Origin of the sequence: Flavobacterium glycines (genome assembly GCF_900100165.1) — a bacterium.
Classification (GTDB): Bacteria; Bacteroidota; Bacteroidia; order Flavobacteriales; family Flavobacteriaceae; genus Flavobacterium; species Flavobacterium glycines.
In genome coordinates, this window is record NZ_FNEO01000005.1 from 39,031 (window position 1) to 63,005 (window position 23,975).

Annotated in this window: 24 protein-coding genes; 9 read left to right on the forward strand and 15 right to left on the reverse strand. The window is 33.4% G+C overall.

Annotation, left to right across the window (positions count from 1 at the left end; translation table 11 throughout):
- Positions 1 to 49: 49 nt before the first annotated feature.
- The 12 genes from BLR17_RS12035 to ychF all read right to left on the reverse strand — a co-directional run bounded on the left by BLR17_RS12035 (position 50) and on the right by ychF (position 15,002).
- Entirely contained in the window at positions 50 to 1,996 is a 1,947-nt protein-coding gene (locus tag BLR17_RS12035) for a KUP/HAK/KT family potassium transporter (protein ID WP_066330219.1), read from the reverse strand.
- Between the two features lie 112 nt (positions 1,997 to 2,108).
- Positions 2,109 to 2,795: a response regulator gene (locus BLR17_RS12040; protein ID WP_066330038.1), complete on the reverse strand. Its 687-nt coding sequence runs from the start codon at positions 2,793 to 2,795 to the stop codon at positions 2,109 to 2,111.
- Entirely contained in the window at positions 2,788 to 3,900 is a 1,113-nt protein-coding gene (locus BLR17_RS12045; RefSeq protein WP_066330040.1) for a sensor histidine kinase, read from the reverse strand. The genes BLR17_RS12040 and BLR17_RS12045 overlap by 8 nt, the downstream gene beginning before the upstream one ends.
- Positions 3,901 to 4,055: 155 nt before the next feature.
- The gene (locus BLR17_RS12050; RefSeq protein WP_066330042.1) at positions 4,056 to 6,788 is read right to left on the reverse strand and encodes a DNA gyrase/topoisomerase IV subunit A; all 2,733 of its coding nucleotides are present in this window, start codon (positions 6,786 to 6,788) and stop codon (positions 4,056 to 4,058) included.
- A 16-nt stretch (positions 6,789 to 6,804) separates the two neighbouring features.
- Positions 6,805 to 7,107, reverse strand: coding sequence for a nucleotidyltransferase family protein (locus BLR17_RS12055; RefSeq protein ID WP_066330044.1), 303 nt, complete (start codon positions 7,105 to 7,107; stop codon positions 6,805 to 6,807).
- Complete coding sequence (locus BLR17_RS12060) at positions 7,107 to 7,517, reverse strand: nucleotidyltransferase substrate binding protein (protein ID WP_066330045.1); 411 nt, start codon at positions 7,515 to 7,517, stop codon at positions 7,107 to 7,109. The genes BLR17_RS12055 and BLR17_RS12060 overlap by 1 nt, the downstream gene beginning before the upstream one ends.
- Before the next feature lie 18 nt (positions 7,518 to 7,535).
- Complete coding sequence (locus BLR17_RS12065; RefSeq protein WP_066330046.1) at positions 7,536 to 9,398, reverse strand: DNA topoisomerase IV subunit B; 1,863 nt, start codon at positions 9,396 to 9,398, stop codon at positions 7,536 to 7,538.
- A gap of 117 nt (positions 9,399 to 9,515) precedes the next feature.
- On the reverse strand, positions 9,516 to 9,917 hold the full coding sequence (locus BLR17_RS12070; RefSeq protein ID WP_066330047.1) for a response regulator: 402 nt from the start codon (positions 9,915 to 9,917) through the stop codon (positions 9,516 to 9,518).
- 4 nt (positions 9,918 to 9,921) lie between these two features.
- Positions 9,922 to 12,429: a PAS domain S-box protein gene (locus BLR17_RS12075; RefSeq protein ID WP_074517189.1), complete on the reverse strand. Its 2,508-nt coding sequence runs from the start codon at positions 12,427 to 12,429 to the stop codon at positions 9,922 to 9,924.
- Between the two features lie 151 nt (positions 12,430 to 12,580).
- The gene (locus BLR17_RS12080; protein WP_066330051.1) at positions 12,581 to 13,108 is read right to left on the reverse strand and encodes an NADPH-dependent FMN reductase; all 528 of its coding nucleotides are present in this window, start codon (positions 13,106 to 13,108) and stop codon (positions 12,581 to 12,583) included.
- Between the two features lie 88 nt (positions 13,109 to 13,196).
- Positions 13,197 to 13,904 carry a porin family protein gene (locus BLR17_RS12085; RefSeq protein WP_066330053.1) on the reverse strand — a complete coding sequence of 236 codons (708 nt, stop codon included), beginning with the start codon at positions 13,902 to 13,904 and terminating at the stop codon, positions 13,197 to 13,199.
- Positions 13,905 to 13,907: 3 nt separating this feature from the next.
- Positions 13,908 to 15,002 (reverse strand): redox-regulated ATPase YchF, encoded by a 1,095-nt coding sequence (ychF, locus tag BLR17_RS12090; RefSeq protein ID WP_066330055.1) that lies wholly within the window; start codon positions 15,000 to 15,002, stop codon positions 13,908 to 13,910.
- A 324-nt stretch (positions 15,003 to 15,326) separates the two neighbouring features.
- On the opposite strand from ychF, the gene BLR17_RS12095 reads away from it, so the two are divergent.
- Positions 15,327 to 16,070, forward strand: coding sequence for a class I SAM-dependent DNA methyltransferase (locus BLR17_RS12095; RefSeq protein WP_066330056.1), 744 nt, complete (start codon positions 15,327 to 15,329; stop codon positions 16,068 to 16,070).
- Positions 16,071 to 16,113: 43 nt separating this feature from the next.
- Here the strand turns inward: BLR17_RS12095 and BLR17_RS12100 are convergent, their stop codons facing one another.
- On the reverse strand, positions 16,114 to 16,464 hold the full coding sequence (locus BLR17_RS12100; protein WP_066330057.1) for a 4Fe-4S dicluster domain-containing protein: 351 nt from the start codon (positions 16,462 to 16,464) through the stop codon (positions 16,114 to 16,116).
- 135 nt (positions 16,465 to 16,599) lie between these two features.
- Here BLR17_RS12100 and BLR17_RS12105 point away from each other — a divergent pair, with 135 nt between their 5' ends.
- From BLR17_RS12105 to BLR17_RS12130, 6 genes are all read left to right on the forward strand, one after another.
- Entirely contained in the window at positions 16,600 to 17,658 is a 1,059-nt protein-coding gene (locus tag BLR17_RS12105) for an acyl-CoA reductase (RefSeq protein ID WP_066330058.1), read from the forward strand.
- Between the two features lie 92 nt (positions 17,659 to 17,750).
- The gene (gene serC / locus BLR17_RS12110) at positions 17,751 to 18,821 is read left to right on the forward strand and encodes a 3-phosphoserine/phosphohydroxythreonine transaminase (protein WP_066330059.1); all 1,071 of its coding nucleotides are present in this window, start codon (positions 17,751 to 17,753) and stop codon (positions 18,819 to 18,821) included.
- Between the two features lie 105 nt (positions 18,822 to 18,926).
- Positions 18,927 to 19,877, forward strand: coding sequence for a D-2-hydroxyacid dehydrogenase (locus tag BLR17_RS12115; protein WP_066330061.1), 951 nt, complete (start codon positions 18,927 to 18,929; stop codon positions 19,875 to 19,877).
- Positions 19,878 to 19,973: 96 nt separating this feature from the next.
- Positions 19,974 to 20,531, forward strand: a complete 558-nt coding sequence (locus BLR17_RS12120) for a hypothetical protein (RefSeq protein WP_066330062.1) — start codon at positions 19,974 to 19,976, stop codon at positions 20,529 to 20,531.
- A 123-nt stretch (positions 20,532 to 20,654) separates the two neighbouring features.
- On the forward strand, positions 20,655 to 21,092 hold the full coding sequence (locus BLR17_RS12125; protein WP_066330063.1) for a DUF6146 family protein: 438 nt from the start codon (positions 20,655 to 20,657) through the stop codon (positions 21,090 to 21,092).
- A 33-nt stretch (positions 21,093 to 21,125) separates the two neighbouring features.
- Positions 21,126 to 21,437 (forward strand): DUF6787 family protein, encoded by a 312-nt coding sequence (locus BLR17_RS12130; RefSeq protein WP_066330064.1) that lies wholly within the window; start codon positions 21,126 to 21,128, stop codon positions 21,435 to 21,437.
- Here BLR17_RS12130 and BLR17_RS12135 read toward each other — a convergent pair.
- On the reverse strand, positions 21,434 to 21,700 hold the full coding sequence (locus tag BLR17_RS12135; RefSeq protein ID WP_066330066.1) for a hypothetical protein: 267 nt from the start codon (positions 21,698 to 21,700) through the stop codon (positions 21,434 to 21,436). The two genes, BLR17_RS12130 and BLR17_RS12135, sit on opposite strands and share 4 nt — an antisense overlap.
- 9 nt (positions 21,701 to 21,709) lie before the next feature.
- Positions 21,710 to 22,258, reverse strand: coding sequence for a peptide-methionine (S)-S-oxide reductase MsrA (gene msrA, locus BLR17_RS12140; protein WP_066330067.1), 549 nt, complete (start codon positions 22,256 to 22,258; stop codon positions 21,710 to 21,712).
- A 132-nt stretch (positions 22,259 to 22,390) separates the two neighbouring features.
- Here msrA and BLR17_RS12145 point away from each other — a divergent pair, with 132 nt between their 5' ends.
- Positions 22,391 to 23,056, forward strand: a complete 666-nt coding sequence (locus BLR17_RS12145) for an ABC transporter ATP-binding protein (protein WP_066330069.1) — start codon at positions 22,391 to 22,393, stop codon at positions 23,054 to 23,056.
- Positions 23,057 to 23,075: 19 nt separating this feature from the next.
- Positions 23,076 to 23,840, forward strand: coding sequence for a TIGR02757 family protein (locus BLR17_RS12150; protein ID WP_066330070.1), 765 nt, complete (start codon positions 23,076 to 23,078; stop codon positions 23,838 to 23,840).
- The last annotated feature ends 135 nt before the right edge of the window (positions 23,841 to 23,975 follow it).

Genomic DNA, 23,975 nt, shown 5'->3' on the forward strand with positions numbered 1-23,975 from the left:
ATAAAATACCCCAAAAGTGTAACTTACTTTTGGGGTATTTTTTTGATTATTAGTTTGCTGCTATTTTTCTTTCTAATTCTAAATTCACAATCGGCTGATAGACGATAGGAATCTCTTCAATTTCAACATCACTTTTATCCAATCCGAAAGCTCTTATATCCGAAAGCGAACAATTTTTAAGCATATAATAAGAGTTCATTAAAAGTGCATCTTTAACGGTAAATTCATTTTCAACAGATAAGAATTTCTCCAGAATAACAAATTTAAAATCAGGTTCAGGATTGTATTTTGTGGATCCATCAGGACGAATATGTAAATTCAACTCTTTTTTATTTACCAAATCCTGAACGATTTTTTTGAAATACAATTCCACTTTAGGCTGAATTCTAAACCCAATATTCAACACAATTTTGATTACTTTATCGTCTAATAATTCTATTACTTCATAATTCAATGTAAAGGGTTCATTCGTCCTGTTGATATGAAAAAACCAGTAAACATCAGCTCTTTTTGGTTTTTTCGAAAAAATAGATTTTAATATTTTTTCTTCAATTTCATAATTTCTATCCGCTTTAGACAAATAAATTAAATGGGTAGCATATTTTGGAATACTGTCATCATTACTCAATTCCTGAAATTGCTGTGTGTGCTCCACAAGATTCGTAAATTTTAAAAATTTATTATTGATTTTTCTGGAAAAGAACCACACATACATGGTCATAAAAATAAACAGCTCAAAGAACAAAAACATCCATCTTTCTTTGATTTTAACAATGTTGGCAACAAAAAAAGCAATCTCAATAACAGCAAAAACTGCTATAATACCGGCTATTAAAATACGGTTTAGCTTTTTGATGTAAATCAAATAATAATTTAAAAGCACCGTTGTCATCAGCATGGCTATGGTTATCGAAAATCCATAAGCTGCCTCCATGTGAGTTGAATTTTTAAAATACAAAATCATTAAAATACAGCCTATCCAAAGAATAGTGTTGACCGACGGAATATAGATTTGCCCTTTAAGATTGGTGGGATTTCGCATGGAAACTCTTGGCCAGAAATTAAGCGAAACCGCTTCATTTATCAATGTATAAGAGCCACTAATCAATGCCTGAGAAGCGATAATTGCTGCCAAAGTTGCGATAATGATACCCGAAAAAAGGAACCAATGAGGCATAATCTGGTAAAAAGGATTCCTGTCCTCCAGAAATGATTTCCCTTGTGTCATAAGCCAGGCTGCCTGTCCTAAATAGTTAACCACCAATGCGGTTTTGACAAAAATCCAGGTAATCCGGATGTTCTTTTTACCACAATGTCCCAAATCAGAATACAAAGCTTCTGCCCCTGTTGTACAAAGAAAAACACCTCCCAATAACCAAAATCCATGAGGATATTCAACTAATAATTCATAAGCGTACATTGGATTCAACGCTTTTAAAATGGAAGGATGTTCTAAAATTTGTACAAATCCCAATATGAATAGCATAGAAAACCAAACGACCATTGCGGGACCAAAAAAAGAACCTACTTTTTGTGTTCCAAAGCGCTGAAAAAAGAACAATGCCGATAAAATTACAATCACAATGGGTAAAGTTGGGATATGCGGAAAAACAACTTCGATACCTTCTACTGCCGAAGCTACTGAAATGGGTGGTGTAATAATACCATCCGCCAATAGTGTTGTTGCACCCAGAATTGTAGGAATTACTAATCTTCCCTTTCCAAAACGTTTTACTAGTGCATAAAGAGAAAAAACACCACCTTCGCCATGATTATCTGCCGAGAGTGTTAAAAAGATATATTTAATTGTTGTTTGAAAGGTAAGCGTCCAAAAAACACAGGAAATCCCACCATATACCAATAATTCGGATATCTCTTTGGTGCCTATTATTGATTTCATAACATATAACGGACTCGTTCCGATATCACCATAAATGATCCCGAGAGCGACCAAAAGTGAGGCAGCCGTTACTTTTTCTATTACAGATTTATTCATTTTTATTATAGTTTTTAATTTTAAAATAAGTTCATTTTTGAGCATAGATATCCCCATCGCAATAACATAAGTTCTCGTAATACAAGTTTTTTCAGCTATTTTTTTTTAGATTTTAGCCCGTATTAAATCGGTATCCTACACCCGATTCTGTAATGATAAATTTGGGATGATTAGAGTCTTCTTCTATTTTTTTGCGAAGCTGCGCCACAAAAACACGTAAGTATTGCGTTTGATCGGAATAGCTATTCCCCCAAACTTCTTTAAGTAAATACTGGTGTGTGAGTACCCTGCCTTCATTTTTCACCAAAATAGAAAGCAAATTATATTCGGTAGTAGTTAATTTTAAAATCTCCTCTTTTTGCTTAACAATCCTGGAAGTAAAATCAATTGAAATGTCACCAAATTCAATAATGGGTTCAATTGCATTCTCATTTGTATTTCTTAATGCTGTACGGATTCTGGCAAGCAATTCCTGTGTTCTGAACGGCTTTGTCAAATAATCATTCGCTCCATTATCAAGGGCTTTTACGATTTCTTCTTCAGTATTTTTAACCGTTAAAATGATAATCGGTTTTTTATACCATTCTCTTAATCGTTTCAAAACCTGTTGTCCGTCCTCGTCAGGCAATCCTAAATCCAGAATAATTAAATCAGGCTGATGATTTGCAGTAAGAGATAATCCTTCTTTAGCATTTACTGCAAAAAAAGTTTTGTATCCATTGGAATCCAAAGCAATTTCGAGCAATTTTCTAATTTGGACTTCATCATCTACAATTAATATTTCTACCGGATTACTCATTTGAAATTTCTTTAGGGTTCATTACTAATGCCGGAAAAGATAATGTAAAAACAGAACCTCCATCTTCTTTATTTTCCAGAGTTACCATACCGTTTTGAGCTTCGACAAAACCTTTTACAATAGATAGTCCGAGTCCTGTCCCTCCTGTTTTTGAATTATGAAGTCGGTAAAATTTATCAAAAACCTGATCGATTTCTTCCTCTGGGAAGCCCAAACCATCATCAGAAACTGTTATAACACATGATTCTAATTTTTCTGAATTATAATCAAAATCTACATCAGGATTATAAACTGCACTCAATTCTATCTTGGCTCCTTTGGGCGTATATTGGGAGGCATTAAAAACCAAATTGTAAATAATTTGCTCCATCAAACCATAATCCAATTTAAAAAGCGGCAAATTCTCATCGGTACTGACCTTAACTTTATGAAATTTCAAATCTTCTTTGAGATTATCTAAAACATTATAAAACAACTCGTTTATATCACACCAATCCATCTTAGGTTCAACAACCCCCGATTCTAATCGAGACATATTGAGTAAATTTTCTACCTGATGATTGAGTCGTAAAGAAGCCTTCTCAATTTCTGAATACAATTGTAATTTATTCTCTTCAGAAATAGTTACATTTTGACTCTGAATCGTATCAATTGCTCCCATAATTGCAGAAATAGGTGTTCGCAATTCATGTGATAATGAATCTAATAATGCGTTATACAATTTCATTGTATTAGACCGAACTTGCTTAATTTGAAGCATTTTCTCTGTCTTTCTAATTTTATGAGTCAAAACGCCATTAAGAAAAGCAATAACAAAAAATAAGACAAACAATAAAGTATCTTCGGCATTACTGATATGGAAGGTATAATAAGGCTTGATGAATAAGAAATTCAAAATCAATGCGCTCAGAAAAGCACTCAGTAAAACCGGAAAAATATCTAAAAACATGGCCAATAAAGACACCACTACAAGCAATATATAAGCTGCTATTTTATAGTCTAAATAATCTCTTGTAAATAAACACAATAGCGACACAATGCTTACAGAACATAAGCTTATCAAGTATTGATTTTTAATCTTTATTTGTCTTAAAATACTTTTCATTTTAATTCTCTGATTATTTACAAGACAAAGTTAAATGATATGTTATAAGTATTTTATAATAAAAACAAACCGGATATAAAGATTTTATAAAGATTGTAATGACTGCCTGTAAAACCAGCACAGTCATTACAATTTACCCTAAAAGACAGGGATTTTTATTCTAAAACCAGACCAATTTGGCCATCATCTTCGAGTTGAATAGAACTATCGTCGGCATTTAATTCGCCTCTAACTTCCAATTCTTCGGCTATAACTTCTTCCGGCTCTTCATAAGGCAACGGTGCTAAAGCGTTTACCTGTTTTAATTTATCCGTAGTTAGTTGATTACCTAACGCTTTAAATCCTTTTATTGCTATAAAATTTTCAACATCTACCGTAATACTCTCTTTTTGAACTCCTTTGACTTTAGGAAAAACCAATTCCACCAAAGGTCTGTAATCGGTAGATACCAATTCCAGTTGCGAATTAGGATGTTCGGTAATAAAACTTTCTTCTTTACCTTCATTCTCTACTAAAAATCGCTTCAAATAGTAGCGCTCTTTTTCTCCATCATAATAAATGGCTGAAATAGGTTTTTTAGGAATCCATTTCTCCAAAACGATCATATCTTCGTCAAAGTGAGTAGACAATTCAGGAATGATTACTTTTAATTTTCCAGATTGCTGAATAATCAAAATTTTATCACTTGGCCTGAATTCACCTAATAATTCTCCTCTGGCATCAACATTCAAACGTTGTACGGTATCATCATACCAAATTTTTCTTGGTAACAAAGTAGAAATTCCTTTCTCCTTAATTTCGATTTTCTTAATTGGATATTTGGTTACTAAATTTCCTTTGGAAGCACGACCTTTAATAGCCAATTTAGCAAAATCCAAATCGAATTTTAACTTCTTAATACTGCTTATTTGACGTAAAAGAATTGTAATAACCTCAGCTTCTCCATTTGGATTACAGGTAAAATACAATACCTGAGAACCTTTGGTTCCATTGGTCAAATCATACAATTTATCTCTGGTAACTCCGGAAACATTAAATCGTTTAATATAAGATGGTCCTGATTTTCCATCGCGATACACCAGATTATAAATAGTACGTTTATCACTTTTGTCAAAAACAGCTACATGAATAATGTCTTTCCCAACAAAAGTTTTAGCATCGACTTTAGTCACCATCATACTTCCGTCACGAAGAAAAACAATCACATCATCGATATCCGAGCAATCGGTAACATATTCGTCTTTTTTCAAATTGGTTCCTACAAAACCTTCTGCTCTGTCCACATATAATTTAGTATTTCGCAACACTACTTTTGTAGCTTCGATATCATCAAAAATACGCAGTTCCGTTTGACGCTCGCGTCCTTTACCATATTTCTCTTTTAACTTGGTAAAATAGGTAATGGCAAAATCAATAATATGTTCCAAATTGTATTCTACCTCCTTCATTTCATCTTCCAACTTAGCGATAAATTCATCGGCCTTATCAGAATCAAAACGGGTAATACGAATCATCGGAATTTGAGTCAATCGCTGTAAATCGTCGTCGTTGATTTCTCGAACAAAGGATTTTTTGAAAGGCTCAAATCTATCGTACATGTATTGGAACAAAGATTCTTTATCATGATACAATTTGAAATCAATGTACATTTCTTCACGGATGAAGATTTTTTCCAAAGTAGAAAAATGCCATTTGTTTTTTAATTCCTCTAAGTGAATCTCTAATTCCTGACGAAGCAAATCGACTGTTCTGTTAGTCGAAATTTTCAACATCGCCGAAACCCCAATAAACAAAGGCTTATTGTCTTCAATCACACAGCCCAAAGGTGCTACCGAAGTTTCACAGGCAGTGAAAGCAAACAATGCATCAATAGTTTTATCCGGAGAAACTCCCGGATATAAGTGAATTAAAATCTCAACATCGGCGGCGGTATTGTCTTCAATTTTCTTGATTTTGATTTTGCCTTTATCATTGGCTTTCAAAATACTGTCAATCAAAGTCGAAGTATTGGTCGAAAACGGAATTTGAGTAATTGCCAGTGTATTTTTGTCTATCTGGGCAATTTTAGCACGCACACGCACACGCCCGCCACGCATTCCGTCATTATAATTAGAAACGTCGGCAATACCGGCAGTCATAAAATCCGGATACAACGTAAACGGCTTTCCTTTTAATATTTTAATCGAAGCATCGATTAATTCGTTAAAATTATGAGGTAAAACTTTAGTCGATAAACCTACCGCGATACCTTCTGCCCCCTGTGCTAAAAGCAACGGAAACTTTACCGGAAGATTGTTGGGTTCAGCACGACGACCATCATAAGAAACTCCCCAATCGGTGATTTTTGGAGAATACAAAACCTCCAAAGCAAATTTTGACAAACGTGCTTCGATATAACGGGAAGCTGCAGCTCCGTCTCCGGTTAAAATATTCCCCCAGTTTCCCTGACAGTCAATCAATAAATCTTTTTGCCCTATCTGCACCATCGCATCAGCAATACTCGCATCTCCGTGCGGATGATACTGCATAGTGTGACCTACAACATTGGCAACTTTATTATAACGACCATCATCCAACTCTTTCAAAGAGTGCATGATTCGGCGTTGAACGGGCTTAAATCCGTCCTCGATAGCAGGAACAGCACGCTCTAAAATTACATAAGAAGCATAATCCAAAAACCAGTCTTTATACATACCGGTAACTTTGGTAATGGTATCATTTGCATCTTCTTCTTCATTATCGTAAAAATGCTCCCCTTCAAAATGTTTAGCCTCTACATCAATAATTTCATCAGCTTCTTCCCCATCCTGATTTTCATCAATAGGATTCTCTTCTGAATTATTTTCTTCGTTGTTTGGAATGATGTTATCGTCTTCTTCGTCTTTCATTTATGCTGAATTTATTTCAGTTTTCTCTTTTATAAAAAGTTTTACCAACTCTTTCAATATGCTCTATTAAACTTTGAGATTTTAAATCCTTATAAATGGATATGTCAAATTTATAAGGGATAAAACTATCATCTAATTTATGCCATAACTTATTTAAATCTTCTTTTGTCACATCACCTTTTAACGTAATATCAATGTCTGAACCTTCCCTGTAATTTCCCTTCGCTCTGGAACCATAGATTACTACCTCATCAATAGAAAGGCAATCTTCAAAAATCACCAAAATTTCCTGATAACTTTTAGGATAGATTCCAAACATTATAAAAGGCTTTTCATTTTATTTTCAAAATCGATGAAAACAGGAAAATAATCATTCAAAATAATTTCTAAAATGGCCAAAACCTCTTTTTCATCATAAATATGAGAAGTTAGATTTCTACTTTTAATCATGTCTAACCAAATATCTCCTTTAGAAATAAGTCCTACATTAAAAGCTTCTTTAACTGCATTTTTACTACCAAACAAGTCTGTTTTTCCTTGCTCCTCCAGAAAATCTTTCATTACTTTCCAAGACAATTCCTGAGAAACCTCAAATGCCTGAATTACCCCTTGAAGTTCTAATTCGGTAAAGTCTCTTTCTTCTTTAAGTTGCTTAGCATTTTTTAATTGCTTAAACGCATTTACAAAATGTTCAAACCTCTGTTTCCAACGAATATCCTGATTCTCCATACTTAATTATTTTTAAAATTAAGCTTCTTCAATGGTATCCAATTCCACCTTCAGATTCTTGATGATAAACTCTTGTCGGTCCGGCGTATTTTTACCCATATAAAAAGATAATAATTGCTCTACCGATGTATGTTTGTCCATCATAACAGGATCCAGTCTAATATCTTCACCAATAAAAAACTGAAATTCATTTGGCGAAATCTCTCCCAATCCCTTGAATCGGGTGATTTCAGGTTTAGGTTTTAATTTCTCGATAGCTGCTTTTCGTTCTTCTTCCGAATAGCAATAAATCGTTTCTTTTTTATTTCGAACCCTAAACAAAGGTGTTTGCAATATGTACAAATGCCCTTCTTTGATTAATTCCGGGAAAAATTGCAGGAAAAAGGTAATTAACAATAATCGAATGTGCATTCCGTCGACATCGGCATCGGTAGCGATAACAATGTTGTTGTAACGCAGGTTTTCCATATCATCCTCAATATCCAAAGCCGCCTGTAACAAGTTGAATTCCTCATTTTCATAAACAATTTTCTTGCTCATACCATACGAATTCAACGGTTTTCCACGCAAACTAAAAACAGCCTGTGTGTTCACATCGCGCGACTTGGTAATCGATCCGGAAGCCGAATCCCCCTCGGTAATAAACAAAGTACTTTCTAAATATCTTGGATTTTTAATATCCGGTAAATGCACACGACAATCACGCAACTTTTTATTATGCAAACTGGCTTTCTTAGCTCTGTCTTTAGCTAATTTTCGAATACCAGAAAGTTCTTTACGCTCTCTTTCAGCTTGTAAAATTTTACGCAGCAACAAATCGGCAGTTTCCGGATTTTTGTGCAAATAATTGTCTAAATTATTTTTGACAAAATCATTTACAAAAGTTCGCACCGACGGCATTCCCGGCTCAGAACCTACTTCGGTAGAACCTAATTTGGTTTTGGTTTGCGATTCAAAAACCGGTTCCATCACCTTAATACTCACCGCCCCTACAATAGATTTTCGAATATCTGAAGGTTCGAAACCTTTGTTGTAAAACTCTCTGACTGTTTTTACAATAGCTTCACGAAAAGCAACCAAGTGTGTTCCTCCCTGAGTCGTATTTTGTCCGTTTACAAAAGAGTGGTATTCCTCACTGTATTGTGATTTACTATGCGTCATCGCAATTTCGATATCATCTCCTTTTAGATGAATGATATCATAAACTTTGTCTTCTTCGGCTATATTTTCGTTTAATAAATCTTTTAATCCGTAATCTGAGAAGAATTTTTCACCGTTGTAGATAATTGTTAATCCGGTATTCAGATAACAATAATTTTTGAGCATTTTCACTACATATTCATTACGAAATTTGTAGTTTTTAAAAATAGCCTCATCGGGAGTAAAAGTAACTTTGGTTCCTTTACGTTTGGTCGTTTCAATAATATCTTCTTCCAGAACCAAATTCCCGGCTGAAAATTCGGCTGCTTTTTGTTTGTCTTCTCTCACCGATTCTACACGGAAATAATTAGACAAGGCATTCACCGCCTTAGTACCCACCCCATTCAAACCCACAGATTTCTTAAATGCCAGGGAATCATACTTACCTCCGGTATTCATTTTAGAAACCACATCAACCACTTTTCCTAATGGAATTCCACGACCATAATCACGAACAGCCACGGTTTTGTCCTTGATAGTCACTTCGATAGTTTTTCCTGAGCCCATAACAAACTCATCGATACAGTTATCGAGTACTTCTTTCAATAAAATATAGATACCATCATCCGGTGAAGAACCATCACCTAATTTCCCGATATACATACCGGGACGCATACGAATATGCTCTTTCCAGTCTAATGACCGAATATTATCTTCGGTATATTTACTTTGATCTGACATTAAATTTTGTGGATTTTTTGCTAATATAGCATATATCACCCTATTTTAAAAAGGCTAACGAACAAAGTTATCAAAAATGATATTGACAAAAGAAAATTGGATTTTAAATTACAGGCTTTATAAATTTCCTTTCTCTGCTAATTTTTCAATCATTTCAATTCGCAACGGTTTGGTAAAAAAATCAATCACAACTTCAAAATTCATTGCTCTTTTAATATCGTTTGGATTATCTGACGAACTTAGCATAACCACAGCGCATTGTTTTTCAATAGTCTGAGGGAACTTTATTATTTCTTCCAGAAATCCGAATCCATCCATTACAGGCATTGATATGTCTAAAAAAATTAATTCAGGAAATTCCACGGTACCTCCTTCTGTGTTTTTTAAATATTCCAATGCCGCCATAGCAGATTTTTTTACAGTAATTTTTTCAGCAATTTTACTTTTAGTAATAATATGATTGTTTACATAATTATCTATCTCATTATCATCTATCAGGAGAATATTTTTGACTTTCATAAAATTAATTTAAATTACTAATTTGATTAGGAATTTCAACAATAAACTTAGTTCCTTTATCCTGCTCAGACTCTACATTAATTGTCCCTTCTAGTTTTTCCAGAGCTTCTTTTACAATATACAAACCAAGACCTGAACCCGAAGAAAGCGTGGTTGCTCTATAAAACATTTCAAATATTTTCTCTTTGTCATTATTAGCAATACCTACTCCATTATCTTCAACAACAATAACTGCATTGGTTTTATCGCTACGAATGATAATATTCACAAAAGACTTTTCTTTAGAAACATCTCTGTATTTCAAAGCATTAGAAAGAAGATTATTCAAAACCACACCTAACCTTCGATAATCAGAAACAAACAATCCACTCGAACTGATCTCTACATGGAATTGCACCCCTTTTATCCCTTCTATAAATTTATGACTTCCTTTAATTTCTTCAATTATTTTTCCAAAATTAATTTCATCTTTATCTAACCCCATACGGGCATTTCTGGAATAATGGAGTATATCTTCAATAAAATCATCCAATTTCCCCACACTATTATTAAGCATTGCCAGCCTTTCATGTAACTCACTATCTTCCGGATCAGCACATTCTTTAGTCACATAAATAAGACCCAACATCGATTTTAACGGTGCACGCAAATCATGAGAAGCACTGTAAACAAAACGATCCAATTCGGCATTTGTTTTTTTCAATTCTGAATTATAGCGAATTAATTCATTTTCAAATATTTTATTATCAGTAACATCTCTATAATTTAGAATGATTGCTTTAACACTTTCATTTTCTAATAAATTAATAGCTGTTCCTTCAATCCAGATTTCATGTCCTTTTTTATGATTAATCCTAAATTGGTTTTGTTTAGGCATATTAGGATTTTCTAAAATTTCTTTCAAAAAAAGTTGCCCACGAAACAACTCATCTGAAACTAAAAATTCGGTAATACTTTTTTCTTTGACATCTTCAAAACTATATCCTGAAATTCGTTCGGCCGAGGGACTTTGATACAAAATTTTACCTTCTTTGTCTAAAAGCAAAATAGCATCACTTATATTTTCGGTCAAAACGCGATGTTTTTCCTCACTTTGTTTTAGTTTCTCTTCGGCTTTGATTTGCATTGTAACATCATTCGCTAATGACAATATGGCCTTTCGATTATTATAATCAATTTTATGAGAAGCAATTTCCATTATCATTTTATCTCCATTCTTCTTATAATGCGACCAGTTTCTTGTTACAATTGGATCATCATGTACCAACATATATTTTGCAAATTCTTCTATTTTAGAATAATCTTCTTTTGGACGATAATCCAAGACTGACATTCTCGACCACTCTTCTTTACTATAGCCATACTTACACAATACAGCATTATTAATTTCTAAAACTTCCAGTGTTTCTAAATCCCAAATTATAATATAAGCAGGGTTATTATCAAACAGATAACGATACTTTTCTTCTGATTTTTTTATTACTTCTTCAGCATTTTTTCGAGCAGTAACATCTCTTAAAATGGCAAAAAAACCTTTTCCATCCATCGATCTATTACTGATTTCTGTCTGAATAAAAGAACCGTCTTTTCTTTTTATTTTTCTGCTTATTTGTGCAAATTTGTCCTTTCTTATTAAAGCAACATCTTCTGCTTGTTTTTCAATTTCGTCGGAAGGTACTAATTCGGATATATTAATATTAAGTAATTCTTCCCGCGTGTAACCAAACAAAGTGCAAGCTTCTTCATTCAAATCAATAATTTCAGTCTCTTCATTTAGAATTAAAATAGCTTCCCCGGCATATTCAATTAAGTTGCGATAATTCTTCTCGGTAAGAAACAATTTAGCCTTATTTAATTTTAAATTATTTACAATAGCACTATTTTTCTTTATCAGGTAATACAAAAACGGAACTGCAAATCCAAAAGCAATTAGTATAATCCAAATAATTTCAGAAGTATAGGTTTTATAATTACTATCATTATTTTGATTAATTGCTTCGCCAATTTTAACTTGCAAACGAAGCAAATTACTCACTTCAATAACAACCAAATTCAAATTAGGATATAACTCATTTTTAAGAATGGAATCAAGCAAATTGGCATCTTCTTTTTTCAACGCCAATTTCAATCTTTCAATAGCCCTATCTGATTTATCAATTTGTATTTTGGCATTTAAAGCCAATTGTTTTTCTTGATCTGTAAGGTAACTTTTTTGATATTTTTTCCAGTTTATTCTGATACTATCCTGTGATTGAACAATCTTTCGCAAAGCATCATTGTAGGCAATTTTTTTTCCATCAATTTGACGAGCAGTTGCTATAATATTAGAAGTGTAAAAACGAATATCCGCCAATTGGTCCATTGGCAATATCCTATCAGTATATAATTCTTTTGAACTATTATTTGATTCTCTAATCTTTATAAAACCAAAAATTCCGACCCCAATAACAAATAGAGACATGATAAACACCAACAAAGTCAGTTCTAAAGATAATTGCTTGCTATTTACCATATTTACCCATTAGCTAAATCAATATTTAGACTATTTTCTATATTTAAAAGACTATAAAGAGATAGTGTAGCAAATATAAAAATTATCCATACTAAACCTAAAACTATCAGATAGAAACATTAAATTAATTAATACCTATTAATTTACACTTTTAACTTCCCAGACTCTTAACAATCTCCCTCAACTGATTATCAAATTCCGGATTAGCTATTTTGCCGTTTTCAACATCAAAATTTGCATCAAAACTTGGCAAAGAAAAAGTTGCTTTAATATCCGCACCATATCGCGGAAAAGCATTTTTGGCTATTTCCAATACCGAAGCACCTCCTCTGGCTCCCGGCGATGTAGCCATTAATAACATTGGCTTATTTTGAAATACTTTCCCCGTGATTCGAGAACACCAATCATATACATTTTTAAAAGCGGCAGAATAATTCCCGTTATTTTCTGCCAAAGAAACCACTAAAAAATCAGCTGATTCAATTTTAGCCAAAAAGGCTTTTGCTAACTCATGCTGACCAATTTCTGCTTCAACGTCCACACTAAACAATGGCATTTGATAATTATTTAAATCCAAAATTTCTACTTCGGCATTTTCAAAAAGTGAAGCTGCATAAGTCGCTAATTTTTTATTGATAGAGTTTTTACTTGGGCTTCCGCCAAAAGCGATTATTTTCATGTTTTTTTTTTATAAATGTAGTAAAATTTGAAAACAAAAAAAGCCACTAAATCTCTTTAGTAGCTTTCTACAAAAAAACAAATATGTATTACAAATTAAATGACCAACTAGTAATTAAACTCAAAGAATTAGTTTTAATACCCCCTGACACACCTTGATTAAAAGTCCCATCAATAGTATTACACAAACCTAAATTATCCCTTAGTTCTATCAAAATTGTATTTCTATTATCCAACTCAAATATTTTCCCTAGTCCCAACGACACACCATAATCACTCGAAACATCATTTGCTAAAGGAAAATTTATTCCTGAAGGTGAATACACTATACTACCTCCATTCTTATTAACGAAATGTGATTTTTGTTTATGACTTTGCCAAAACGAGATAAAACCACCTCCATTTACAAAAAAAGATTTGCTTTTCCCGAAGCTATACTTCACCAACAAAGGAATAGTCAAATATTTATACTTATTGATTGTTTTTACATTAATATCTTCAACAAAATATTCAAAAGTCTGATTATCAAAATAACTTATAGTATAATCTGTTTCGTATTTTATTGACTTTTGCTCCAAGTTTAAACCTGAATTAATAGAAAAATTTTTATTAATCCTATACTCAACAAAAAGACCTGCTAAATAACCAAATCCTGAATCTGTGTGATCTAAAATATCGCTTCCCCTAAAACTTGTATAATTGGAACCAAAATTCACCCCTACACTATAGTTACTTTGAGCTAAACCTACGACATTAAAAACGACAACAAGGAAAACAGTCAATAAAGCTTTTTTCATAGATTAAACATTAAACCTAAAGTGCATTACGTCACCATCCTTTACAATGTATTCTTTTCCTTCCACACGCAATTTTCCAGCTTCCTTCACTTTAGATTCCGAACCATAGTTCGAAAAATCTTCATAAGCAATTACCTCCGCACGAATAAAACCTTTTTCAAAATCGGTGTGGATAACTCCAGCCGCTTTGGGAGCAGTATCCCCAATGTTGATTGTCCAGGCACGAACTTCTTTAACTCCGGCAGTAAAATAAGTTTGTAAATTCAATAATTTATAAGCCGCACGAATCAATACTGCCGAACCTGGCTCAGTTAATCCTAAATCTTCCAGGAAAACCTGACGCTCTTCGTAACTTTCTAATTCGGTAATATCAGCCTCAGCACCAACAGAAAGCACAATTACCTCTGCATTTTCATCTTTTACTAATTCACGTACCTGATCTACATATTTATTTCCGTTTACCGCCGAAGCTTCATCTACATTACAAACATATAAAACCGGTTTGGTAGTAATCAATTGGAATTCTTCCATCAAAACCTCTTCTTCATTCGATTGCGGAACAACTGTTCTGGCAGATTTTGCCTGTAATAAAGCGTCTTTAATTCGGTCCAAAAGCGCTTTTTCAGTCTGCGCTTCCTTATTTCCGGTTTTAGCCGCACGATTTACTTTTTCCAAACGTTTTTCAACCGTTTCTAAGTCTTTCAACTGCAATTCGATATCTATTGTTTCTTTATCACGAATAGGATTCACATTTCCGTCAACGTGTACAATATTATCATTATCAAAACAACGCAACACATGAATAATAGCATTACACTCACGAATATTTCCAAGAAACTGATTTCCAAGACCTTCACCTTTACTAGCCCCTTTTACCAAACCTGCAATATCAACAATATCAACAGTAGCCATCTGAACACGCTCCGGTTTTACTAATTCTTCTAACCTTGCGATTCTTGGATCCGGCACATTTACCACACCAATATTAGGCTCGATAGTACAAAATGGAAAATTGGCACTTTGCGCCTTAGCATTTGACAAACAATTAAATAAAGTTGATTTCCCTACATTTGGTAATCCTACAATTCCTGCTTTCATGATCGTATTGTTTACAGCCGGACTTTTTATAGCCAGACTTTTTTTTAGTTTTTTAATTTAAACGGTTGCAAATATAAGATATAAAAATCTATAGATAGCATATTTGCAAAATTAATCCAACACTACTTTCAAGACTGCAAAACAAGCTGTCCAAACACTTTTTTCTTATCTCTTTTTCTAATTCAGAGCCGGATATTTTAAGATTATAAAACCAATGCTTTCAGCAAAAAATCTTATCTTGCAATTGCCTTTTTCAACCGAATTAACTTCGATTTATTTAAAGATTTTATAGCAAAGCTATCAACAATATTAATTGTATAATTTATGACTAATCTTTATCCTGATAAAATGGCCGAAATATATGACGCTATGTATCAAAGCTTCATAGACTACGACAGGGAATATACTTTTTACAACAACTTACTGCAAAAAAACAAACCTAAAAACATCTTAGAAATAGGCAGCGGAACCGGGAATCTGGCTCAACGCTTTATCGAAAACAAACAAAACTACATCGGTCTTGATTACAGCAAAAGCATGATTAGCATTGCACAAAAAAGGAATCCCGGATGTCACTTTATTCACGCCGATATGCGCGATTTTAATCTCGAAAAGAAAGTTGATGCTATAATTATCACCAGTCGTTCTACGAGTTACTTAATTTCAAACAACGACATCAATGATACTTTTAACTGTCTGCATAACAATCTTAATACAGATGGTGTGATAATTTTTGATTTCATAGACGCCAACAGGTTCATTCCATATATCAAAGAAAACAGCCCTATTGTTCACTCAGCCCAACACAAAGGTGTTAATTATAGTCGAAAAAGCAGCTGGGAAGTAAGCCTGCACGACAATTTTTTACTCGAATGGACCGCTAAATATTATAGTGATACAATAGACGATACTAAAATAATTGCAAATGACTACGCCACCGTAAGAGTCTTTACACTAAACGAAATGCAGCTATTTCTCTATCTCAACCACTTTGAAATCATTGAAATTATTGACAGAAAAACTTATGCTTACGATACTTTTGTAATTGTAGCGCAAAAAAAATCCTGAGTGGTTCACTCAGGATTTTTAAATTGAAATTATATATAATCAACTATTCATTATGCAAGAAAGCCTGTCTGTTTAACAAGGTTTCTTCATCCTCTACATGATTATCATCAGGAACACAACAATCCACAGGACATACAGCAGCACATTGTGGCTCGTCATGAAACCCTTTACACTCTGTACATTTACCCGGAACAATATAATACACCTCATCAGAAATTGGAGTTTGAGCCTCATCAGCATCTACTTCAGTTCCGTCAGGAAGCACTACTTTTCCTTTTAATGTTGTACCATCTTTATATCTCCAATCGTCAGCTCCTTCATAGATTGCTGTATTTGGACATTCCGGTTCACATGCACCACAATTGATACATTCGTCTGTTATGATAATTGCCATTTTATTCTGTATTTATTTTTTAAAAGTTAAAATCACACAACCAAAAAAACATTTGATAGAAGACTTTTGACTTTCGACTTATTAAATCTTACTTTTGTGCAAAATTACAATCAAAACATTTCATAAACAAACATTATGACATTAGAAAATAAAAAAAATGCGTTTATCGAATTGGGAAAATTTTTAAGTCAATTTTCCGAAGCCGAAAATAGTCCCAAAAAAGACGTTTTAGGCAATGCTGTTTTTTTTGATTCCTTTGTTGATTTAATTCACTTATCTCAATCTCATAATGGCTGGTACACACCTGAACAAGTGTATTATGCAATTCAATCCTGGGCAAATGCCCTGACTGAAGAAAACCTGAACATCTGGTTAAACACTTATGATTTTACGAATGTAAAACCAAAGAAAATTGCACTAATATTAGCCGGAAACATTCCGTTAGTTGGTTTTCACGATTTCCTGTCGGTATTAATCACCGGTCATGATGTTTTAGCAAAAACCTCATCAAATGATCAACATTTATTGCCTTTTTTAGCAAAATATTTGATTCATATTGCTCCTGAATTAGAAAATAAAATTACTTTCACTGAAGGAAAATTAGAAAATTTTGATGCTGTAATTGCCACTGGAAGCAACAATACCGCCCGTTATTTTGAATATTATTTTAAAGACAAACCGTCTATTATTCGTAAAAGCCGCAATTCAGTAGCTGTATTAAACGGTGAAGAAACCAAAGAGCAATTAATTGCTTTAGGAGAAGATATTTTCAGGTATTTTGGCTTAGGTTGCCGCAATGTATCCAAACTTTTTGTTCCAAAAGGATATAACTTTGATGCTTTTTTCGAAGCTATGTTTGAATATCAGGATATCATCAAATATGAAAAATACGCTAACAATTACGACTATAACAAAGCGGTTTTTTTAATGAGTAATTTCAAATTACTTGACAATGGTTTTTTAACTATCAAAGAAGATAATAGCCATGCCTCTCCTATTTCGAGTATTTTTTATGAATATTACGATGACCTATCAGAGGTTGAAAAAAAACTAGAACAAAACACTGATAATATCCAATGTATAGTTAGCAATAATTTAATTAAAAACAGCATTGCTTTCGGACAAACACAACAGCCTAAATTATGGGATTATGCCGATAATGTCGATACTATATCGTTTTTGTTAATAACATAGAAAAAATTTTAATAATTATTACGAATATTTTAATGCTTATTCAACTCCTATTACCGAAATTTGCATTTTAATTTTTTGGACTTAAATACACCATGAAAAAACACAACTACAGCGCAGGACCATCTATCTTACCACAAGAAGTTTTTGAAAAATCAGCACAAGCTGTTTTAAACTTCAATAATTCAGGATTATCTATCTTAGAAATTTCGCACCGCAGCAAAGACTTTGTTGCTGTTATGGACGAAGCAAGAGCTTTGGCTCTTGAATTACTAGGATTAGAAGGAAAAGGATACAAAGCTCTTTTTCTTGGAGGTGGAGCAAGCCTTGAATTTTTAATGGTTCCTTACAACTTGATGAAAGAAAACGGGAAAGCCGCTTATTTAGATTCAGGAACTTGGGCTACTGCAGCTATTAAAGAAGCTAAATTCTTTGGAGAAACTGTAATTGTTGCTTCATCAAAAGAAGACAACTACACTTATGTACCTAAAGATTATGAAATTCCTGCTGATGCAGATTATTTCCACTGTACTTCTAACAATACCATTTTTGGCACACAAATGAAATCATTCCCAAAAACTAATATTCCAATGGTTTGCGATATGAGTTCAGATATCTTTTCAAGAGTAATTGATTTTTCTCAATTTGACATTATCTATGCCGGAGCTCAAAAAAACATGGGACCTGCAGGAACAACTTTAGTAGTTGTTAAAGAAGAAATCCTTGGTAAAAACGGCCGTGTTATTCCAAGTATGTTAGACTACGCTAAACATATCAAAGCAGACAGTATGTACAATACACCACCTGTTTTCTCTGTTTACGCTTCTTTATTGACTATGAAATGGATTAAAGAAAAAGGCGGAGTTGCAGCTGTTGAAAAATTAAACAACGCAAAAGCGGAATTACTTTACGGAGAAATCGACAGAAATCCATTATTTAAAGGTGCTGCTGTTGTTGAAGACCGTTCTAATATGAATGTTACTTTCTTACTAACTAACCCGGAGCATACTGAAACATTTGACAAAATGTGGAAAGAAGCCGGAATTTCAGGATTACCTGGACACCGTTCAGTAGGTGGTTACAGAGCTTCTATCTACAATGCTATGCCAATTGAAAGCGTACAAGTGTTAGTAGATGTAATGCAAGCTTTAGAAAAAAACGTTTAAAAACAAAACATACAAACAAAGAGAACGATTAAAGGTCAAAAACTTTTAATCGTTCTTTATTTCAACCAAAAAGAATTCGAATCTTTAAAAATAAAAAAAAAAGAAATGAAAGTATTAGCAAACGACGGGATTTCAAAAAGTGGAATCTTAGCTTTAGAAAAAGGTGGTTTTGAAGTAATCACTACAAAAGTAGCTCAGGAACAAGTAGCTAACTTTGTAAACGAAAACAACGTAAGCGTAGTTTTAGTAAGAAGTGCAACTAAAGTTCGTAAAGATATTATCGATGCTTGTCCAGGACTAAAAATCATCGGTCGTGGTGGTGTAGGTATGGATAACATTGATGTGGATTATGCTAAAAGCAAAGGAATTCACGTAATCAATACTCCTGCTTCATCTTCAGAATCTGTAGCTGAATTGGTTTTTGCTCATTTATTAACAGGTGTACGTTTCTTACACGATTCTAACAGAAACATGCCTTTAGAAGGAGACACTAAATTCAACGACTTGAAAAAAGCCTATGCTAACGGTGTTGAATTAAGAGGTAAAACTTTAGGAATTGTAGGTATTGGTCGTATTGGTCAGGCTACAGCTAAAATGGCTCTTGGTTTAGGTATGAAAGTGATTGCTGCGGATAGTTTTATTCCTCAGGTAGATGTAAAAGTTGAATTCTTTGACGGACAATCTATCACAACTACCATCAAAACTCAGTCATTAGAATCTGTATTCGCTGAATCTGATTTCATCACATTACACGTTCCTGCACAAAACGGTTATATTGTAACTGAAAAAGAATTCGCTACAATGAAAAACGGAGTTGGAATTGTAAACTGTGCTCGTGGTGGAGTTATCAACGAAGTGGATTTAGTTAAAGCTTTAGACAGTGGAAAAGTTGCTTTTGCCGGTTTAGATGTTTTTGAAAACGAACCAACTCCTGCTACTCAACTTTTAATGCACCCAAAAATCTCTTTGACTCCACACATTGGAGCTGCAACTGGAGAAGCTCAGGACAGAATTGGAACTGAATTAGCATCTCAAATCATTAGCATTTTGAGCTAATCGTTTAAGAATTATATAACACAAAAGGACTCTTTATCAATTGGTAATGAGTCCTTTTTTCATTATATTTGATTAAACCATTTTAAAAAAAAGCTCATGTTAGAACAATTAAATCAACTAGTACAAGAATTTGGACAAGATGCTGTTGTAAAAAACGAGGCTATCCCAAACGAACAAAATGAGGCAGTTTTAAAAGAAACCAGCAGTTCTATATTTTCAAGCTTACAAAAAATAGCAACCGAAGCTGATTTATCTCAAATTGCGGGCTTATTACAAGGTAAGGACATTAATAAAAATGATCCCACCATACAAAAAATCACCAATGAAGTATCCAATTCATTGACCCAAAAATTAGGAATTAATTCTACTACTGCCATTAGCACAGCTACAAGCATGATTCCTAAAGTACTCAGTTCCTTAATTAACAAAGCTAACGACCCAAAAGACAAAAGCATTAGCCTTTCCGGATTACTGGATGCCTTAACCGGTGGCGACAGTCCTGAACATGCCAGTATCATGGATGCTATAGGTAAATACGGACTTCATTTTGGTTTAGATCAAAACTCCGATGGAAAAATTGACTTAGAAGATGCCAAAGAACTAACTAAAAAAGGAGGTTTAGGCGGAATGCTGGGAAAACTTTTCGGGAAGTAAATATCAAATAAAATTCTTTTAAAAATGCCATTTGTCTTATTCACAAATGGCATTTTTGATAAAAACCGACTTATATCAGCGATTTAATTCGTAAATTTAAGTAACTCAAATCCGGCTAATATCATGAAAAATAAACTTTACATATTAACATTGATTTTAGGACTCATACTACTAAGTTGTGCCAGTCAAAAAACAACTATTCCTCAAAAAGAAGCTTTAACTTCGGGCAGTAACGACACAATTAAAATTGCTAACAAAGACTTAGAATATGAAGTAATCATTATTGATCCCGGTTTTAATATGTGGCTTAATTCTATGGCTTATCCTCGAGGCTTTTACACCCAAAGTTATTTAGAAAACAAAAATAGATTATATATAAGTGAATGGAATAATCGCTTTTTGCAACCACAACGTTACAGCAGAAATTTATACGAAATGACCATTGATTACGACCCTAATATTGATTATGGCTATGAAGTAAATTATTTGATTTACAATTATATGATTTATTTTCAAAATAATTACCGTCAAAAACTATGGGGTCACGTTCCTTTAAGATAATCTTTACTACATTTGTTATCATTATAAATAAAGATGAAGGGATTAAAAAAACGTTGGGGAATTACTTCTAATTTTCAACTTACAATAGTTTTTATAGTTTTTGCCATTACAGGATCAGCTTCGGCATGGATTTCAAAACCAGTATGTATTTGGTTAGGGATTTTAAAAGAAGATTTTGGATTCTGGCATACTCCTGTCCGATTGTTAATTGTACTTCCTCTGTATCAAATTTTACTTGTAATTATCGGATTTTTATTTGGCCAATTCAAATTTTTCTGGGCATTCGAAAAAAAGATGCTCCGCAAAATGGGACTGGGATTTTTATTCAAAAACAACCCGTCTTAATCATTCTTTTTAATACTATAATTATAAATCCACATAAGTGTAAAAGTGGGAATAAAATCTGTAAAAGGGAAAAACTCTTCTACAAAAGAAATGATACCGCTTATCCTTCCCGGCCTGCCTTTATACATTTTAGTCATTAAAAAACCTGACAAGGGAGCCCAAACCACATCGGAGAACTCACCTATAAAAGGAATGGAAAAAGATAACATCCCGATAATATCGAAAACAATTCCCAGAATAAGCTTTTTATTTTTATTATCCATAAAGCCCTTCTATCCTTTTAACTTATCTTTAAAATAAGCTCTTACTTTGTTAATTTTTGGTGTAATTACAAAAGAGCAATACCCTTGACTTTTATTTTGATTGTAATAATTCTGATGATACTCTTCTGCATCATAAAAAGTCGAAGCTGGTGAAACTTTAGTGACAATAGGCTTATCAAAAACAGCTTCCTGAGTTAAAAATCGAATAAAGTCTTCCGATATTTCACGTTGCTCCTCATTATGATAAAAAATCTCACTTCTATATTGAGTCCCCACATCATTCCCCTGACGGTTTAAAGTAGTAGGATCATGGGTTGCAAAAAACAGTTCTAAAAGTTCACCAAACGAAATTACATTAGGATCAAAAGTAATCTGAATTGCTTCGGCATGACCTGTATCACCCTGACATATTTCTTTGTAAGTAGGATTTACGGTCTTACCACCTATATATCCGGAAACCACTTTTTGGACTCCTTTTAATTCTAAAAAAACAGCTTCTGTACACCAGAAACAACCTCCTGCTAATGTTGCTACTTCTGTCATTATTTCTTTTTCCATAAATACTTATTAAATTAGAAAACAATTGGTTCATTTCCATTAACTCAAATTTATGCTTTTTTAAACCAAAAATATAATAGTGTCAATTTTATAATCGTTAAAATCTTTGTTTCTTTGTAAAAACTGCAAACCATGATACAAGCCAAAAACTTACATAAATATTACGACCAGCTTCACGTTTTGAAAGGTGTTGATTTACATATTCAAAAAGGAGAAATCGTTTCGATTGTAGGTGCTTCAGGGGCAGGAAAAACAACACTTTTACAAATTTTAGGTACACTAGACAAACCTAATAGCGACATCGGCATTGAACTTCGCATCAACAACGAAGACATTTTATCAATGAATGACAAAAATTTATCCAGGTTCAGAAATCTAAACTTAGGATTTATTTTTCAATTTCATCAATTGCTGCCTGAGTTTACAGCTCTTGAAAATGTTTGCATTCCGGCTTATATTGCTAAAAAATCTAAAAAAGAAACTGAGGAAGAAGCAATTAAACTACTGACCTATTTAGGACTTTCGCATCGAATTAACCACAAACCAAGTGAACTTTCAGGAGGTGAACAACAACGTGTGGCTGTAGCCAGAGCACTAATCAATAAACCGGCGGTAATTTTTGCCGATGAACCTTCGGGGAATTTAGACACCCATTCGGCAGAAAATTTACACCAATTGTTCTTTAAACTTAGAGATGAATTTGGACAAACCTTTGTTATTGTTACTCACAATGAAGAACTAGCCAATATGGCCGACAGAAAACTAGTCATGATTGATGGATTGATTAGCAATTCATAAATCTTATTAAAGTCAAAAAATGACACAAGCCGAACTCAAAGATTTTCTGGACGAAAAAGTATTGCAATATAACACCTTAGATTTTATCGAAAGTGATCCTGTACAAATTCCACATCTATTTACGCAAAAAGAAGATATTGAAATAGCCGGTTTCCTTAGCGCCACTATTGCCTGGGGCAATCGAAAAATGATTATCAAAAACAGCCATCGCATGATGGAAATAATGGGAAATACCCCTTATGATTTTGTGATGTCCCACAGTGAAACCGATTTAGAAAGATTAGAATCATTTGTACATCGTACATTTAATGGTCAGGATTTTGTAGGTTTTATCAAAAGTTTGCAAAACATCTACAAAAATCACGGCGGACTGGAAGCTGTCTTTTCAAAAAACCAAGAAGTCAATTCGATGCAAAAAAGCATCTCCGAATTCAAAAAAATCTTTTTCGAAATTCCTCATTTAGCCCGAACACAAAAACATATTTCGGATCCTTTGAATAATTCGGCAGCCAAACGCATTAACATGTATTTACGTTGGATGTGTCGTCAGGACAACAAAGGAGTCGATTTAGGCATTTGGAAATCAATTTCTTCCTCAAAACTTTCCTGCCCTTTAGACGTTCACTCAGGAAATGTTGCCCGAAAATTAGGATTGCTGGAACGCAAACAAAATGACGCTAAAGCACTTTTGGAACTAGATACCAATCTTAGAGAATTAGACCCAAATGATCCTGTAAAATACGATTTTGCTCTTTTTGGACTTGGTGTATTTGAAGGATTTTAGACCGATTTACTATCGATCATCGTTAGTCTCAATTAAAGTAAATTAAAAAGTATAGTACTAGCCAATAAGTCTTTTTGGCTTAGTAATCATTGTGAAAACAAATGCTTTTATTTAAGATTCTATTTTCACATGTAA